Origin of the sequence: Pseudomonas mandelii (assembly GCF_024138395.1) — a bacterium.
Lineage (GTDB): Bacteria > Pseudomonadota > Gammaproteobacteria > Pseudomonadales > Pseudomonadaceae > Aquipseudomonas > Aquipseudomonas mandelii_E.
Window position 1 is genome coordinate 36,621 of the sequence record NZ_JAMYDU010000031.1, and the last position, 15,116, is coordinate 51,736.

Below are 15,116 nucleotides of genomic sequence, written 5' to 3' on the forward strand. Positions count from 1 at the left end.
GCATTGCCGTAAACCCGGGCAAAACCTGTGTTTGCGCTATAAGAAGTTGTCGCTTGGCGGCAAGGCCGGGCTGAAAACTGTCCTTACAATCCCCTCATCGCTCGCCAGTTTCAGGCGAGTGTTCCTCTTCAGGAGACTCCGATGTCCGTTGAGCACGCTGCGGTAGAACGCGCCGATTTCGACCAGGTAATGGTTCCCAACTACGCGCCAGCCGCTTTCATTCCTGTGCGTGGTGCCGGTTCCCGTGTTTGGGACCAGTCTGGCCGCGAGCTGATCGACTTCGCCGGCGGGATTGCCGTTAACGTATTGGGCCATGCGCACCCGGCGCTGGTCGCTGCATTGACCGAGCAAGCGAACAAGCTGTGGCACGTGTCCAACGTGTTCACCAATGAGCCGGCCTTGCGCCTGGCCCATAAGCTGGTCGACGCCACGTTTGCCGAGCGCGTGTTCTTCTGCAACTCTGGCGCCGAAGCCAACGAGGCCGCTTTCAAGCTGGCCCGTCGCGTGGCCCACGACCGTTTCGGTACCGAGAAGTACGAAATCGTTGCCGCGCTCAACAGCTTCCACGGCCGTACCTTGTTCACCGTGAACGTCGGTGGCCAGTCGAAGTACTCCGACGGCTTCGGTCCGAAGATCACTGGCATCACCCACGTGCCTTACAACGATCTGGCCGCGCTGAAAGCCGCTGTTTCCGACAAGACCTGTGCGGTGGTTCTGGAGCCGATCCAGGGCGAAGGCGGCGTACTGCCGGCCGAGCTGTCTTACCTGCAAGGTGCTCGTGAACTGTGCGACGCGCACAACGCGCTGTTGGTTTTCGACGAAGTTCAGACCGGCATGGGCCGCAGCGGCAAGCTGTTCGCCTATCAGCATTACGGCGTGACCCCGGACATCCTGACCAGCGCCAAGAGCCTGGGCGGCGGTTTCCCGATCGCGGCGATGCTGACCACTGAAGACCTGGCCAAACACCTGGTCGTCGGCACCCACGGCACCACATATGGCGGCAACCCGTTGGCGTGCGCTGTCGCTGAAGCGGTGATCGATGTGATCAACACGCCTGAAGTGCTGAATGGCGTCAATGCCAAGCACGACAAGTTCAAGACCCGTCTTGAGCAGATCGGCGAGAAATACGGCCTCTTCACTGAAGTCCGCGGTCTGGGCCTGCTGCTCGGTTGCGTGCTGAGCGATGCCTGGAAAGGCAAGGCCAAAGACATTTTCAACGCCGCCGAGCGTGAAGGCCTGATGATTCTGCAAGCCGGCCCGGACGTGATTCGTTTCGCGCCAAGCCTGGTGGTTGAAGAGGCCGATATCGATGCTGGTCTGGACCGTTTCGAACGCGCCGCGGCGAAACTGACGCAAGCCTGATTGTCCCTTCGACGCCTGAGCTGTTCAGGCGTCGAACCCAATTTTATGCCGGACCCGCTCTTCTGTAGGAGCGAAGCTTGCTCACGAAGGTGTGTCAGTCGACATCACAGTGCCTGACACACCTTCGCGAGCAAGCTTCGCTCCTACAAGGGTTCGGCTTATTTCCCCCAAGAGTTAAGAGAAAGGAGTGACACCATGCTGGTGATGCGCCCCGCGCAAATGGCTGATCTGGGCGAGGTACAGCGTCTGGCTGCGGACAGCCCGATTGGTGTCACTTCCTTGCCGGATGACGTTGAACGCCTGAGCGACAAGATCGCCGCGAGCGAAGCTTCGTTCGCCGCCGAAGTCAGCTTCAACGGTGAAGAGAGCTATTTCTTCGTCCTCGAAGACACGGCCACCGGCAAGCTGGTCGGCTGTTCGGCCATCGTTGCCTCGGCCGGTTATTCCGAGCCGTTCTACAGCTTTCGTAACGAAACGTTCGTGCACGCCTCCCGCGAGCTGAAGATTCACAACAAGATCCACGTGCTCTCCCAGTGCCACGACCTGACCGGCAACAGCTTGCTGACCAGTTTCTACGTGAAGCCGGAGCTGGTAGGTTCACCTTGGGCCGAGCTCAATTCCCGTGGCCGTTTGCTGTTCGTAGCCAGTCATCCGGAGCGCTTTGCCGATTCCGTGGTGACCGAGATCGTCGGTTACAGCGATGAAAATGGCGATTCGCCGTTCTGGGATGCCATCGGTCGCAACTTCTTCGACCTCAACTACGCCGCCGCCGAGCGTCTGTGTGGCCTGAAAAGCCGCACGTTCCTGGCCGAGCTGATGCCGCATTACCCGATCTATGTGCCGTTGTTGCCAGACTCCGCTCAAGAGGCGATGGGCCAGGTGCACCCACGGGCGCAGATCACTTTCGACATCCTGATGCGCGAAGGCTTCGAGACCGATCACTACATCGACATTTTCGACGGTGGCCCGACTCTGCACGCCCGCGTCTCGGGGATCCGTTCGATCGCCCAGAGCCGTGTTGTCCCGGTGAAAATCGGCGAGCCGGTCAAAGGTGCCGGTCGTCAATACCTGGTGGCCAACGCCCAGTTGCAGGATTACCGCGCCGTTTTGCTTGAGCTCGATTACGCGCCGGGCAAACCGGTGACCCTGGATCTGGACGCGGCCGAAGCCTTGGGCGTCGGTGAAGGTGCCAGCGTGCGCCTGGTGGCGGTTTAACGCCTGCTGCTGTGCCTATAAAGAGTGAATGCTTAGTAAAGCAGCGAGTTTCACGGGTGGCTCAAGCGGCCCGTTTGAGGAGATAGCATGATCGTTCGTCCCGTACGCAGCAGCGATTTACCCGCTCTGATCGACCTGGCCCGCAGCACCGGCACCGGCCTGACTACTTTGCCGGCCAACGAAGAACGTCTGGCCCATCGGGTCGGCTGGGCCGAGAAGACCTTCCGCGGCGAAGCCGGGCGGGGCGATGCGGACTACCTGTTCGTGCTCGAAGACGACAACGGCCGCGTGGTGGGCATTTCCGCCATCGCTGGCGCCGTCGGCCTGCGTGAGCCTTGGTACAACTTCCGGGTCGGCCTGACCGTCAGCGCCTCGCAAGAGCTGAACATCTATCGCGAAATTCCGACGCTGTTCCTGGCCAACGACCTGACCGGCAACTCTGAATTGTGCTCGCTGTTCCTGCACGCCGATTTCCGCAGTGGCCTCAACGGCCGCATGCTGGCCAAGGCGCGGATGTTGTTCATCGCCGAGTTCCCGCAACTGTTCGGCAACAAGATCATCGCCGAAATGCGCGGTGTGTCCGATGACGCCGGACGTTCGCCGTTCTGGGAAAGCCTGGGTCGGCATTTTTTCAAGATGGAATTCAGCCAGGCCGATTACCTCACCGGCGTGGGCAACAAAGCGTTCATCGCTGAACTGATGCCGAAATTCCCGCTGTACACCTGCTTCCTGTCGCCAGACGCGCGCAATGTGATCGGCCAGGTTCACCCGGACACCGAGCCGGCGCTGTCGATGCTCAAGAGCGAAGGTTTCAGCTATCAAGGCTACGTCGATATCTTCGATGCCGGCCCTGCGGTGGAATGCGAAACCACCAAGATCCGTGCGGTGCGCGACAGCCAGGCGCTGGTGCTGGCCATCGGCACCCCGGGTGACGACGCCACGCCGTTCCTGATTCATAACCGCAAGCGTGAAGACTGCCGGATCACTGCCGCGCCAGCACGCTTCGCCGCCGGCACTTTGGTGGTCGATCCGCTGACCGCCAAACGTCTTCAACTCAACGCCGGCGATCAAGTTCGCGCCGTTCCGTTGTCCGCTGCTCGGGAGTCGAAATAATGAATTCGCTATACATCGCCGGTGAATGGCTGGCCGGTCAGGGTGAAACCTTTCAATCGGTAAACCCGGTGACCCAGCAAGTGTTGTGGACCGGCGAAGGCGCCACGGCCGGTCAGGTCGAGTCGGCTGTGCAAGCCGCGCGTCAGGCGTTCCCGGGCTGGGCCCGTCGTACCCTGGAAGAACGCCTCAGCGTGCTGGAAGCCTTTGCCGCTGCGTTGAAGAATCACGCTGACGAGCTGGCTCGCACCATCGGTGAAGAAACCGGCAAACCCCTGTGGGAAGCGGCAACTGAAGTCACCAGCATGGTCAACAAGATTGCCATCTCGGTGCAGAGCTACCGCGAACGTACCGGCGAGAAGAGCGGCCCGCTGGGCGACGCCACTGCGGTGTTGCGCCACAAACCACACGGTGTGGTTGCGGTGTTTGGCCCTTACAACTTCCCCGGTCACTTGCCGAACGGTCACATCGTGCCGGCGCTGCTGGCCGGTAACAGTGTGCTGTTCAAGCCGAGTGAGCTGACCCCGAAAGTCGCTGAGCTGACGGTCAAGTGCTGGATCGAAGCCGGTCTGCCGGCCGGTGTGCTGAACCTGCTGCAAGGCGCTCGTGAAACCGGTATTGCCCTGGCGGCGAACCCGGGCATCGACGGTCTGTTCTTCACTGGTTCCAGCCGTACCGGCAATCACCTGCACCAGCAGTTTGCCGGTCGTCCAGACAAAATCCTCGCGCTGGAAATGGGCGGTAACAACCCACTGGTGGTGGATCAGGTCGCGGACCTCGATGCCGCCGTTTACACCATCATTCAGTCGGCATTCATTTCTGCCGGTCAGCGATGCACCTGTGCCCGCCGCTTGCTGGTGCCGCAAGGCGCTTGGGGCGACACGCTGTTGGCGCGTCTGGTAGCGGTCAGCTCGACGATTGAAGTCGGTGCGTTCGATCAGCAACCGGCGCCGTTCATGGGCTCGGTGATTTCCCTCGGCGCTGCGAAAGCGCTGATGGATGCGCAAGAACATCTGCTGGCCAACGGCGCCGTGGCGCTGTTGGAAATGACTCAGCCTCAGGCCCAGGCAGCCTTGCTGACCCCGGGCATTCTGGACGTGACGGCAGTTGCCGATCGCCCGGACGAAGAGCTGTTCGGTCCGCTGCTGCAAGTGATCCGCTACGCTGATTTTGAAGCGGCGATCGCTGAAGCCAACGACACCGACTATGGCCTGGCGGCCGGTCTGCTGTCGGATTCCGAAGCGCGTTATCAGCAGTTCTGGCTGGAAAGCCGTGCCGGTATCGTCAACTGGAACAAGCAGCTGACCGGTGCGGCGAGCAGCGCACCATTCGGCGGTGTCGGTGCCTCGGGTAACCATCGCGCCAGCGCCTACTACGCTGCAGATTACTGCGCGTACCCGGTGGCCTCGCTGGAAACCCCGAGCCTGACCTTGCCTGCAGCTTTGACGCCTGGCGTGAAGATGGCGTGATGCCCAATCGCGGGCAAGCCCGCTCCCACAGGTTTTGTGTCGTTCACGTGATCGGCGCGCACCACAAACCTGTAGGAGCGAGGCTTGCCCGCGAAGGCCGCGATGCGGTCTCAAAGAATAGTTACTGATGCCTAAAAAAACAGATTCTCGTGGAGCCTCGCTGATGAAATCCTATGAAGTCAATTTTGACGGTCTAGTGGGGCCGACCCATAACTACGGCGGCCTGTCCTACGGCAATGTCGCGTCCCAGAGCAACAGCCAGCAGTCTTCGAACCCGAAGGAAGCCGCGCTGCAAGGCCTGGCGAAGATGAAAGCACTGATGGAAATGGGCTTTCAGCAAGGCGTTTTGGCGCCACAAGAACGTCCGGACGTAGCCGCGCTGCGCCGCCTGGGTTTCAGCGGTAGCGATGCTCAAGTGATCGAGCGCGCCGCCAAAGAGGCCATGCCGCTGCTGGTTGCCAATTGCTCGGCGTCGAGCATGTGGGTGGCCAATGCCGCCACGGTCAGCCCGAGCGCCGACACCGCGGATGGCCGCGTGCATTTCACCGCTGCCAATCTGAACTGCAAATACCACCGCAGCATCGAACACCCGACCACCAGTCGCGTACTGGGGGCGATGTTCGCCGATCAGAAACACTTCGCTCACCACGCCGCGTTGCCGGCCGTGGCGCAGTTCGGTGACGAAGGCGCGGCCAACCACACCCGTTTCTGCCGTGAATACGGTGAAGCCGGCGTCGAGTTTTTCGTGTTCGGCCGCAGCGCATTCGACACCCGTTACCCGAATCCGCAGAAGTACCCGGCACGCCAGACTCTTGAAGCGTCACAGGCCGTCGCGCGTCTGCACGGTCTGAGCGATGACGGCGTGGTCTATGCCCAGCAGAACCCTTCGGTGATCGATCAGGGTGTGTTCCACAATGACGTAATCGCGGTGGGTAACGGCGAAGTGTTGTTCTATCACGAGGACGCCTTCCTCGACACCGAGCAGATGCTCGCTGAACTGCACGGCAAACTCGCAAAAGTCGGTGGGAAATTTCAGTCGATCTGCGTACCGCGTTCTGCGGTTACTGTAGAAGACGCCGTTCGTTCCTACCTGTTCAATAGCCAGCTGCTGTCGCGTCCTGATGGCTCCATGCTGTTGATCGTGCCGGAAGAATGCCGTGGCAACGAGCGTGTCTGGCAGTACCTGCAAGGCCTGACCAGCTCTGGCGGCCTGATCCGCGAAGTAAAAGTTTTCGATCTCAAGCAGAGCATGCAAAACGGCGGTGGCCCGGCTTGCCTGCGGTTACGCGTCGCACTCAACGAAACCGAACTGGCGGCCGTCAACCAGGGGGTTATCATGACGGCACCGTTGTACGGCACATTGACCGAATGGGTCGACAAGCACTACCGCGACCGCATGACCGAAAACGATCTCGCGGACCCGCAATTGCTGCTTGAGTGCCGGACGGCACTGGATGAACTGACGCAAATCCTTAAACTGGGCGCGGTTTATCCATTCCAGATCAATTGAACGTCGGCGCATGAATTGAATGCGCCGCGCTATCTCCAGACGAGAGCGTAAAACATGAGCGATACCCTGCAGCTGATCCTTGAAGACACCGACGGCACGCAACTGGAAACTTCCTGCACCCGCGTCGCGGTCATGTGGCAAGGCAAAGAGCTGTGGATCCAGCAGGACGGCCGCGGCCAGTTGCTGATCGGCGTAGACGTCGAAGAAGGTGACGCTGAATACGCAAACCTGCTGCTGCGCCCATTGGCGACTAATCTGGTAAGTCTGCAACTGGAGATGGAACCGGCCGACGTTGGTGATGATGAGGACCACGTGCACGGCCCGGATTGCAATCACGACCACTAAGGAAACCGCTCTATGCTCGCCCTCGGCAAACTGCTTGAACTGACCCTCGCCGGCCGCGAACCGGCGGAGAAGACTCAACTGACTGTCGAAGGCGTGCGGATGCGCTGGTTGAGCGAAGGTGCGCTGGAAGTCCGGCCACCTGAGGCTCGCGACAATGGCCTGGACCTGCTGCTATCGGCTGGCATCCATGGCAACGAAACAGCGCCGATCGAGCTGCTCGATCGCCTGTTGCATGACATCGCCCGCGGTGATTTGAAGCCGTGCGCACGTATTCTGTTTCTGTTCGGCAACCCCGAGGCTATCCGCCGCGGTGAGCGTTTTATCGAGCAGGACGTCAATCGGCTGTTCAACGGCCGTCACGAACAAACGAGCGGTTCCGAGGCGTTACGCGCTTGTGAGCTGGAGCGGCTGGCGGCGACTTTTTTCAGCCTGCCGGATCGCAATCGCCTGCATTACGACCTGCACACGGCGATCCGTGGCTCGAAAATCGAGCAGTTCGCGTTGTACCCCTGGAAAGAAGGCCGTCAGCATTCACGCCTGGAGCTGGCTCGCCTGCGCGCCGCCGGCATGGAAGCGGTGCTGCTGCAGAACAAGCCTTCCATCGTCTTCAGCTCCTACACCTACGACAAGCTCGATGCCGAGTCCTTCACCCTGGAGCTGGGCAAAGCCCGGCCGTTCGGGCAGAACGATGGGGTCAACGTCGACCTTCTTGAAACCCGCCTGAAGCAGATCATCGAAGGCACCGAGCCGCCAATCACCGACGAAGGGCTGGATGGCTTGCAGTTATTCAGCGTCGCACGGGAAATCATCAAGCACAGCGATAACTTCCGCCTGAACCTGCCGGCAGATATTGAAAACTTTTCGGAGTTGAAAGTGGGTTATGTGCTGGCCGAGGATATCGCCAATACCCGCTGGGTCATCGAAGAGAAGGGCGCCCGGATCATCTTCCCGAACCCCAAGGTCAAGAACGGCCTGCGCGCCGGCATCCTGATCGTGCCGACCACCGACAAAAACCTCGCCTGACCCTGATCTCTGGCCCGACATAAATCCTTGTGGGAGCGGGCTTGCCCGCGATAACGGACTGTCAGTCGATAACTAGGGTGACTGACACACCGCTATCGCGGGCAAGCCCGCTCCCACAGGTTTTGTGTTTAGACCGCTACCGCGCGGGGTTCGCTGCGACGCAACGCACGCATTTTGTGCAGTGTATCCGCGCAAGTCTTCGCCGCTTCCTGACCTTTATGCACGAAATGCTCGAAGAAGAATTTCTGATGCTCTTCGCCGGCATGGAAGTGGTGTGGGGTCAAAACCACCGAGAACACCGGTACTTCAGTTTCCAGCTGAACCTGCATCAGGCCGCTGATCACCGACTGAGCGACGAATTCGTGGCGATAGATGCCGCCGTCGACCACCAGGCCCGCCGCGACGATGCCGGCATAACGGCCGGACTTGGCCAGCAGTTTGGCGTGTAGCGGAATTTCAAAGGCGCCGCCGACTTCGAAGAAATCGATGTCCGACTCCTGATAACCCTGAGCAATCATTTCGGCGACGAAGCCTTTACGGCTCTGATCGACGATTTCCTTGTGCCAGCAGGCCTGGATGAACGCGACGCGCTCGCCCTGATGGTTTTTGCTTTTGCTATCGATTGCGGTGGGTTGCATGTTCTGACTCCTGTTTGTGTGAAAAACAGGGCGTTATGAATCGAATGGGATTTAAGGGTACGCAGGCACAAGTGCTTGCGGACGGCGCTTTGGTACAGAGCCTAGGCGGCGCCAATCCCGTTCTCTCTTCATCCGGACTATGACCGTCGGCCCCGGGATCACACCGGGTCTGCTGACCTTGCCGTCATCACGGCCATTGCCGTGCCTGTCGCCAAGCGCTCGCGGGCTATGCGCATTGCGCGCAATTACCGCCGGTGGGGAGTTACACCCCGCCCTGAGAACGTTTTGCCGCCAGATTGTTTGGCGGCGAAGCGTTTTTAACACATATTTCTTACCTGTGCATTGCTGCTATCTGATGATTGTTATCGACTTTTCCGTTGGCATAACCAGTCTTTTCCTGGAACAAGGCTTGATTATTCGCCGACATGACCGCAGTAATTCCATTCCCAAAGGGAATTTCCCTGCTTACCGAGGCCAGATTCATGAGCGTTATCGATCTTCGCAGCGACACCGTCACCCAACCGACCGCAGGGATGCTCGACGCGATGGCCAATGCGGCCACCGGTGACGACGTTTATGGCGAAGATCCGACGGTCAACCGACTGGAAGCGGAACTGGCAAAACGACTGGGTTTTGCCCAGGCACTGTTCGTGCCGACAGGCACCATGAGCAACTTGCTGGGCTTGATGGCCCACTGCGATCGCGGTGACGAATACATTGTCGGGCAACAGGCCCACACCTATAAGTACGAAGGTGGCGGCGCGGCAGTGCTCGGCTCGATCCAGCCACAGCCGCTGGAAGTCCAGGCCGATGGTTCGCTGGACTTGGCGCAGGTCGCCGCCGCGATCAAACCGGATGACTTCCACTTCGCCCGCACTCGTTTGCTGGCGCTGGAAAACACCATGCAGGGCAAGGTTCTGCCGCTGGAGTACCTGGCCCAGGCTCGTCGTTTTACACGTGAAAACGGCCTGGCGCTGCATCTGGATGGCGCTCGCCTCTACAACGCGGCAGTCAAGCTGGGTGTCGATGCCCGGGAGATCACTCAGCATTTCGATTCGGTTTCGGTTTGCCTGTCCAAAGGCCTGGGCGCGCCGATCGGTTCGGTGCTGTGCGGCTCGGCCGAGTTGATTGCCAAGGCGCGGCGTCTGCGCAAGATGGTCGGCGGCGGCATGCGCCAGGCCGGAATTCTCGCCGCGGCCGGGCTTTATGCGCTGGATAACAATATTCAGCGCTTGGCCGATGACCATGCCAACGCACAATGGCTGGCCGAAGGTCTGCGCGTGGCGGGTTATGAGGTCGAGCCGGTGCAGACCAATATGGTTTACGTGCAGATGGGCGACAAGGCCGAAGCGCTCAAGGCCTTTGCCGCGACACGCGGGATCAAGCTCAGCGCTGCCGGTCGTCTGCGAATGGTCACGCACATGGACGTCAGCCGTGCGCAAATCGAGCAAGTGGTCGCCACATTTGCCGACTTTTCTCACAACTGACCGTGTTAGCCGTCCAATTGACTGTTTGTAACGTACAAACACGCTGTACCTAGTCACTAACGCCGATATAATGCGGCCCTTTGCCGTCGCTTCGTCTGTTGACGTTTCGCACAGGCCTTTGGCCGCAGCCTCCGTGGAAGAACCTAATGAAAAGCGCAGAAATCCGTGAAGCCTTCCTTCGCTTCTTCGAAGAGCAAGGCCACACCCGTGTAGCCTCCAGCTCTTTGATTCCGGGCAACGACCCAACCCTGCTGTTCACTAACGCGGGGATGAACCAGTTCAAGGACTGCTTTCTGGGCCAGGAAAAGCGCGCGTACACTCGCGCTGTAAGCAGCCAGAAATGCGTGCGCGCCGGCGGCAAGCACAACGATCTGGAAAACGTCGGTTATACCGCCCGTCACCACACCTTCTTCGAAATGCTGGGTAACTTCAGCTTCGGTGATTATTTCAAGCGTGACGCCATCACCTACGCCTGGAACTTCCTGACCTCCGAGAAGTGGCTGAACCTGCCGAAAGAAAAGCTCTGGGTTACTGTCTACGCCAGCGATGACGAGGCGTACGACATCTGGACCAAAGACATCGGCGTGCCAGCCGAGCACATGGTTCGCATCGGCGACAACAAGGGCGCGCCGTACGCTTCCGACAACTTCTGGACCATGGGCGATACCGGCCCGTGCGGTCCTTGCACCGAGATTTTCTATGATCACGGCGCCGACATCTGGGGTGGCCCACCGGGCTCGCCGGAAGAAGACGGCGACCGTTACATCGAGATCTGGAACAACGTGTTCATGCAGTTCAACCGCACCGCCGATGGCGTGTTGCACCCGTTGCCAGCGCCGTCGGTGGACACCGGCATGGGCCTGGAGCGGATCAGTGCCGTGCTGCAGCACGTTCACTCGAACTATGAAATCGACCTGTTCCAGAGCCTGCTGACCGCATCGGCCAAGGCCATCGGTTGCACCAACGACGCTCAGGCTTCGCTGAAAGTCGTGGCTGACCACATTCGCTCGTGCGGCTTCCTGGTTGCCGATGGCGTGCTGCCGTCCAACGAAGGTCGCGGTTATGTGCTGCGCCGGATCATTCGTCGCGCTTGCCGTCACGGCAACAAACTGGGCGCCAAGGGCAGCTTCTTCTATCAGATCGTTGCGGCACTGGTCGCCGAGATGGGCGAAGCGTTCCCAGAGCTGAAATCCCAACAGGCGCACATCGAGCGCGTCCTGAAAGCCGAAGAAGAGCAATTCGCCAAGACCCTGGAGCAAGGCCTGAAGATCCTCGAGCAGGATCTGGCCGAACTCAAAGGCGACGTGGTGCCGGGCGATGTGGTGTTCAAGCTTTACGACACTTACGGCTTCCCGATGGACCTGACCGGCGACATCGCGCGTGAGCGCAGCCTGACCATCGACGAGGAAGGCTTCGAGCGCGAAATGGAAGCCCAGCGCGTCCGTGCTCGCTCCGCCAGTTCCTTCGGCATGGACTACAACAGCCTGGTCAAGGTTGATGTGGCCACCGAGTTCACCGGTTACTACGCCACCAAGGGCGCGGCCAAAGTTGTAGCGCTCTATAAAGAAGGGCAATCGGTCGACGTATTAAGTGAAGGCGAAGAGGGCGTGGTCGTTCTCAATCAGACCCCGTTTTATGCTGAATCGGGCGGTCAGATTGGTGACTGCGGCTTCCTGCAGGCCGGTGCTTCGCGCTTTGACGTGCGCGACACCACCAAGACCGGCGGCGCGTTCCTGCATCACGGTGTGTTGGCGTCGGGCAGCCTGATCGTGGGTGCTCCGGTCGAGACTCATGTCGATGCCGAAGTGCGTCACGCGACTTCGCTGAACCACTCTGCCACTCACTTGTTGCACGCTGCATTGCGCCAGGTGCTGGGCGAGCACGTTCAGCAGAAAGGCTCGTTGGTCGACAGTCAGCGCCTGCGCTTTGACTTCAGCCACTTCGAGGCGATCAAGCCTGAGCAGTTGAAGGCGCTGGAAGACATCGTCAACGCTGAGATTCGCAAGAATTCCCTGGTTGAAACCGAAGAAACCGACATTGAAACCGCCAAGCAAAAAGGCGCCATGGCGCTGTTCGGCGAGAAGTACGGCGACAGTGTTCGCGTGCTGAGCATGGGCGGCGATTTCTCCGTCGAGCTGTGCGGTGGTATTCACGCCACCCGTACCGGCGACATCGGCCTGCTGAAAATCATCAGCGAAGGCGGCGTGGCCTCCGGTGTGCGTCGTATCGAGGCAGTGACCGGCGCAGCAGCGCTGGCCTACTTGAATGCGGCTGAAGAACAACTCAAGGAAGCGGCCAACCTGGTCAAGGGCAGCCGCGATAACCTGATCGACAAGCTGTCGGCTGTGCTGGAGCGCAACCGTCTGCTGGAGAAGCAACTCGAGCAGTTGCAGGCCAAGGCGGCCAGCGCGGCGGGCGACGATCTGTCGGCTTCTGCCCTGGACGTCAAAGGCGTGAAAGTGCTGGCCGTGCGTCTGGACGGTCAGGATGGCAAGGCGCTGCTGGCGCTGGTCGATCAACTGAAAAACAAACTCGGCCGCGCAGTGATCCTGCTCGGCAGTGTCCATGAGGAAAAGGTCGTCCTGGTTGCAGGCGTGACCAAAGACCTGACTGGCCAACTCAAAGCCGGTGATTTGATGAAACAGGCTGCTGCGGCAGTGGGCGGGAAGGGCGGTGGTCGTCCAGACATGGCGCAGGGCGGTGGTATTGACGCTGGCGCACTGGATGCTGCATTGGCCCTGACGGTTCCATTTGTAGAGCAGGGTTTATAAGGCCGTGTGCCTGGCCCGCGGTCTAGTGGCGGGCCAGAACGCTGTTTGAGTGATTATTGGGCGCCCTTCATGGGCAGAGGCGGCTTTGAAATGGCTTTGATCGTACAGAAATTTGGAGGCACCTCAGTCGGCACTGTCGAGAGAATCGAGCAGGTCGCCGACAAGGTTAAGAAATTCCGCGATGCGGGCGATGACCTGGTGGTTGTGCTGTCTGCAATGAGCGGCGAAACCAACCGTCTGATCGATCTGGCCAAGCAAATCAGTGGCGACGGCCAGCCGGTTCCTCGTGAGCTGGATGTGATCGTATCCACCGGTGAGCAGGTGACGATTGCGCTGTTGGCCATGGCGCTGATCAAGCGCGGCGTGCCAGCGGTGTCGTACACCGGCAATCAGGTACGGATTCTGACGGATAGCGCGCACAATAAAGCGCGTATCTTGCAGATTGATGACCAGAAGATTCGCGGCGACCTGAAGGCCGGTCGTGTGGTGGTTGTCGCCGGTTTCCAGGGCGTCGACGAGCACGGCAATATCACCACCCTCGGTCGTGGCGGTTCCGACACCACCGGCGTGGCGCTGGCGGCAGCCTTGAAGGCTGACGAATGCCAGATCTACACCGACGTCGACGGCGTCTACACCACCGACCCGCGTGTGGTGTCCGTGGCTCAGCGCCTGGACAAGATCACCTTTGAAGAGATGCTGGAAATGGCCAGCCTCGGTTCCAAGGTGTTGCAGATCCGTGCGGTGGAATTCGCCGGCAAGTACAACGTTCCGCTGCGCGTACTGCACAGCTTCAAGGAGGGTCCGGGCACCCTCATTACTATTGATGAAGAGGAAACCATGGAACAGCCGATCATTTCCGGCATCGCTTTCAACCGCGATGAAGCCAAGCTGACCATCCGTGGCGTGCCAGACACCCCGGGCGTGGCGTTCAAGATTCTCGGCCCGATCAGTGCCGCGAACATCGAAGTCGACATGATCGTGCAGAACGTTGCGCACGATAACACCACCGACTTCACCTTCACCGTGCACCGCAACGACTTCCAGGCTGCGCAAACCGTGCTGGAAAACACTGCTCGCGAGATCGGTGCCCGGGAAGTCATTGGCGACACCAAGATTGCCAAGGTCTCGATCGTCGGCGTCGGCATGCGCTCCCACGCAGGCGTGGCCAGCCGTATGTTCGAATCCCTGGCGAAAGAGAGCATCAACATTCAGATGATCTCGACTTCGGAAATCAAGGTGTCCGTGGTGATCGAAGAGAAGTATCTGGAACTGGCTGTGCGCGCGCTGCACACGGCGTTCGAACTGGATGCGCCGGTCCGACAGGGCGAGTAATGCGTTTCCCCAAGGGCGCGGTCTGACCGCGCCCTTCGTTTTTTTGAATGGCGCGTACCAAAACTGTTCTTTTGCTCGCGCTAGTCAATACTCAGGCATGTAGGGCTGCGACCGTTCTGGTTGTAGGTCGAATGCCTTTTTTTTGCAGACTGTTGTCCCTGAAATGAAATGCGTGAGGAGATAGGTATGCTGATTCTGACTCGTCGGTGCGCAGAAAGCCTGATTATTGGTGATGGCGAAATCACTGTGACCGTGCTCGGCGTTAAAGGAAATCAAGTGCGTATCGGTGTCAACGCCCCGAAAGAGGTTGCTGTGCATCGTGAGGAAATTTACCTGCGTATAAAGAAAGAGAAGGACGAAGAACCAAGCCATTAATTTTTATCGTTTTTTATGTTTGCAAACGGGGAAAAGGTTGGTTAAGATACGCCCCGTGTTGCGGAGAGCTGGCCGAGTGGCCGAAGGCGCTCCCCTGCTAAGGGAGTACACCTCAAAAGGGTGTCGGGGGTTCGAATCCCCCGTTCTCCGCCATTATTTGCGTAGTACGTTGTAATCTGGCTTCTTCGGTAAGTTGTTGAAATTACTAGAAAAAGTGCTTTACAAAAAGATTCAATGGCCTATAATGCGCGGCAACAAATGCACTCGTAGCTCAGCTGGATAGAGTACTCGGCTACGAACCGAGCGGTCACAGGTTCGAATCCTGTCGAGTGCACCATTTAAGAGTTGTTTGCAGTAATGTGAATAACTTGGCTTCAACCAGTTGTGATCTGGTATAAAAACACAAATGCACTCGTAGCTCAGCTGGATAGAGTACTCGGCTACGAACCGAGCGGTCACAGGTTCGAATCCTGTCGAGT

Annotated in this window: 12 protein-coding genes, 2 tRNA genes and 1 riboswitch; of the genes, 13 read left to right on the forward strand and 1 reads right to left on the reverse strand. The window is 59.3% G+C overall.

Going from position 1 to position 15,116, the window contains the following annotated elements:
- Window positions 1-141 precede the first annotated feature (141 nt).
- From NHU87_RS26030 to astE, 7 genes are all read left to right on the forward strand, one after another.
- Window positions 142-1,362, forward strand: a complete 1,221-nt coding sequence (locus tag NHU87_RS26030) for an aspartate aminotransferase family protein (RefSeq protein ID WP_253553713.1) — start codon at window positions 142-144, stop codon at window positions 1,360-1,362.
- 195 nt (window positions 1,363-1,557) lie between these two features.
- Window positions 1,558-2,577: an arginine/ornithine succinyltransferase subunit alpha gene (aruF, locus tag NHU87_RS26035; protein WP_253553716.1), complete on the forward strand. Its 1,020-nt coding sequence runs from the start codon at window positions 1,558-1,560 to the stop codon at window positions 2,575-2,577.
- Between the two features lie 87 nt (window positions 2,578-2,664).
- Window positions 2,665-3,690, forward strand: a complete 1,026-nt coding sequence (gene astA, locus NHU87_RS26040) for an arginine N-succinyltransferase (RefSeq protein ID WP_253553719.1) — start codon at window positions 2,665-2,667, stop codon at window positions 3,688-3,690.
- Window positions 3,687-5,156, forward strand: coding sequence for a succinylglutamate-semialdehyde dehydrogenase (gene astD / locus NHU87_RS26045; protein ID WP_253553740.1), 1,470 nt, complete (start codon window positions 3,687-3,689; stop codon window positions 5,154-5,156). Before astA ends, astD begins: the two co-directional genes overlap by 4 nt.
- A 163-nt stretch (window positions 5,157-5,319) precedes the next feature.
- On the forward strand, window positions 5,320-6,666 hold the full coding sequence (astB, locus tag NHU87_RS26050; protein ID WP_253553722.1) for an N-succinylarginine dihydrolase: 1,347 nt from the start codon (window positions 5,320-5,322) through the stop codon (window positions 6,664-6,666).
- Between the two features lie 54 nt (window positions 6,667-6,720).
- The gene (locus NHU87_RS26055) at window positions 6,721-7,011 is read left to right on the forward strand and encodes a hypothetical protein (RefSeq protein ID WP_007904718.1); all 291 of its coding nucleotides are present in this window, start codon (window positions 6,721-6,723) and stop codon (window positions 7,009-7,011) included.
- A gap of 12 nt (window positions 7,012-7,023) precedes the next feature.
- Window positions 7,024-8,034 carry a succinylglutamate desuccinylase gene (gene astE, locus NHU87_RS26060; RefSeq protein ID WP_253553725.1) on the forward strand — a complete coding sequence of 337 codons (1,011 nt, stop codon included), beginning with the start codon at window positions 7,024-7,026 and terminating at the stop codon, window positions 8,032-8,034.
- Between the two features lie 128 nt (window positions 8,035-8,162).
- Here astE and NHU87_RS26065 read toward each other — a convergent pair whose 3' ends face one another.
- A complete protein-coding gene (locus tag NHU87_RS26065) occupies window positions 8,163-8,672 on the reverse strand; it encodes a 6,7-dimethyl-8-ribityllumazine synthase (RefSeq protein WP_008071834.1) in 510 nt (169 codons plus the stop codon).
- 115 nt (window positions 8,673-8,787) lie between these two features.
- A riboswitch (FMN riboswitch) is annotated at window positions 8,788-8,958 on the reverse strand.
- Between the two features lie 196 nt (window positions 8,959-9,154).
- Here NHU87_RS26065 and ltaE point away from each other — a divergent pair.
- The 6 genes from ltaE to NHU87_RS26095 all read left to right on the forward strand — a co-directional run bounded on the left by ltaE (window position 9,155) and on the right by NHU87_RS26095 (window position 14,974).
- Window positions 9,155-10,159: a low-specificity L-threonine aldolase gene (ltaE, locus tag NHU87_RS26070; protein WP_253553728.1), complete on the forward strand. Its 1,005-nt coding sequence runs from the start codon at window positions 9,155-9,157 to the stop codon at window positions 10,157-10,159.
- Window positions 10,160-10,305: 146 nt separating this feature from the next.
- Entirely contained in the window at window positions 10,306-12,930 is a 2,625-nt protein-coding gene (gene alaS / locus NHU87_RS26075) for an alanine--tRNA ligase (protein WP_253553731.1), read from the forward strand.
- A gap of 90 nt (window positions 12,931-13,020) precedes the next feature.
- Window positions 13,021-14,262, forward strand: a complete 1,242-nt coding sequence (locus NHU87_RS26080) for an aspartate kinase (RefSeq protein WP_253553734.1) — start codon at window positions 13,021-13,023, stop codon at window positions 14,260-14,262.
- Between the two features lie 186 nt (window positions 14,263-14,448).
- Entirely contained in the window at window positions 14,449-14,637 is a 189-nt protein-coding gene (gene csrA / locus NHU87_RS26085) for a carbon storage regulator CsrA (protein WP_002554426.1), read from the forward strand.
- 62 nt (window positions 14,638-14,699) lie between these two features.
- Window positions 14,700-14,790: transfer RNA gene (locus NHU87_RS26090), tRNA-Ser, on the forward strand.
- Window positions 14,791-14,897: 107 nt separating this feature from the next.
- Window positions 14,898-14,974 (forward strand) — tRNA-Arg (locus NHU87_RS26095).
- Window positions 14,975-15,116: the final 142 nt, after the last annotated feature.

Coding starts and splice junctions, on each gene's coding strand:
- NHU87_RS26030 (WP_253553713.1), top strand. CDS start 142: ATGTCCGTTGAGCACGCTGCGGTAGAACGCGCCGATTTCGACCAGGTA.
- aruF (WP_253553716.1), top strand. CDS start 1,558: ATGCTGGTGATGCGCCCCGCGCAAATGGCTGATCTGGGCGAGGTACAG.
- astA (WP_253553719.1), top strand. CDS start 2,665: ATGATCGTTCGTCCCGTACGCAGCAGCGATTTACCCGCTCTGATCGAC.
- astB (WP_253553722.1), top strand. CDS start 5,320: ATGAAATCCTATGAAGTCAATTTTGACGGTCTAGTGGGGCCGACCCAT.
- NHU87_RS26055 (WP_007904718.1), top strand. CDS start 6,721: ATGAGCGATACCCTGCAGCTGATCCTTGAAGACACCGACGGCACGCAA.
- astE (WP_253553725.1), top strand. CDS start 7,024: ATGCTCGCCCTCGGCAAACTGCTTGAACTGACCCTCGCCGGCCGCGAA.
- NHU87_RS26065 (WP_008071834.1), bottom strand. CDS start 8,672: ATGCAACCCACCGCAATCGATAGCAAAAGCAAAAACCATCAGGGCGAG.
- ltaE (WP_253553728.1), top strand. CDS start 9,155: ATGAGCGTTATCGATCTTCGCAGCGACACCGTCACCCAACCGACCGCA.
- alaS (WP_253553731.1), top strand. CDS start 10,306: ATGAAAAGCGCAGAAATCCGTGAAGCCTTCCTTCGCTTCTTCGAAGAG.
- NHU87_RS26080 (WP_253553734.1), top strand. CDS start 13,021: ATGGCTTTGATCGTACAGAAATTTGGAGGCACCTCAGTCGGCACTGTC.
- csrA (WP_002554426.1), top strand. CDS start 14,449: ATGCTGATTCTGACTCGTCGGTGCGCAGAAAGCCTGATTATTGGTGAT.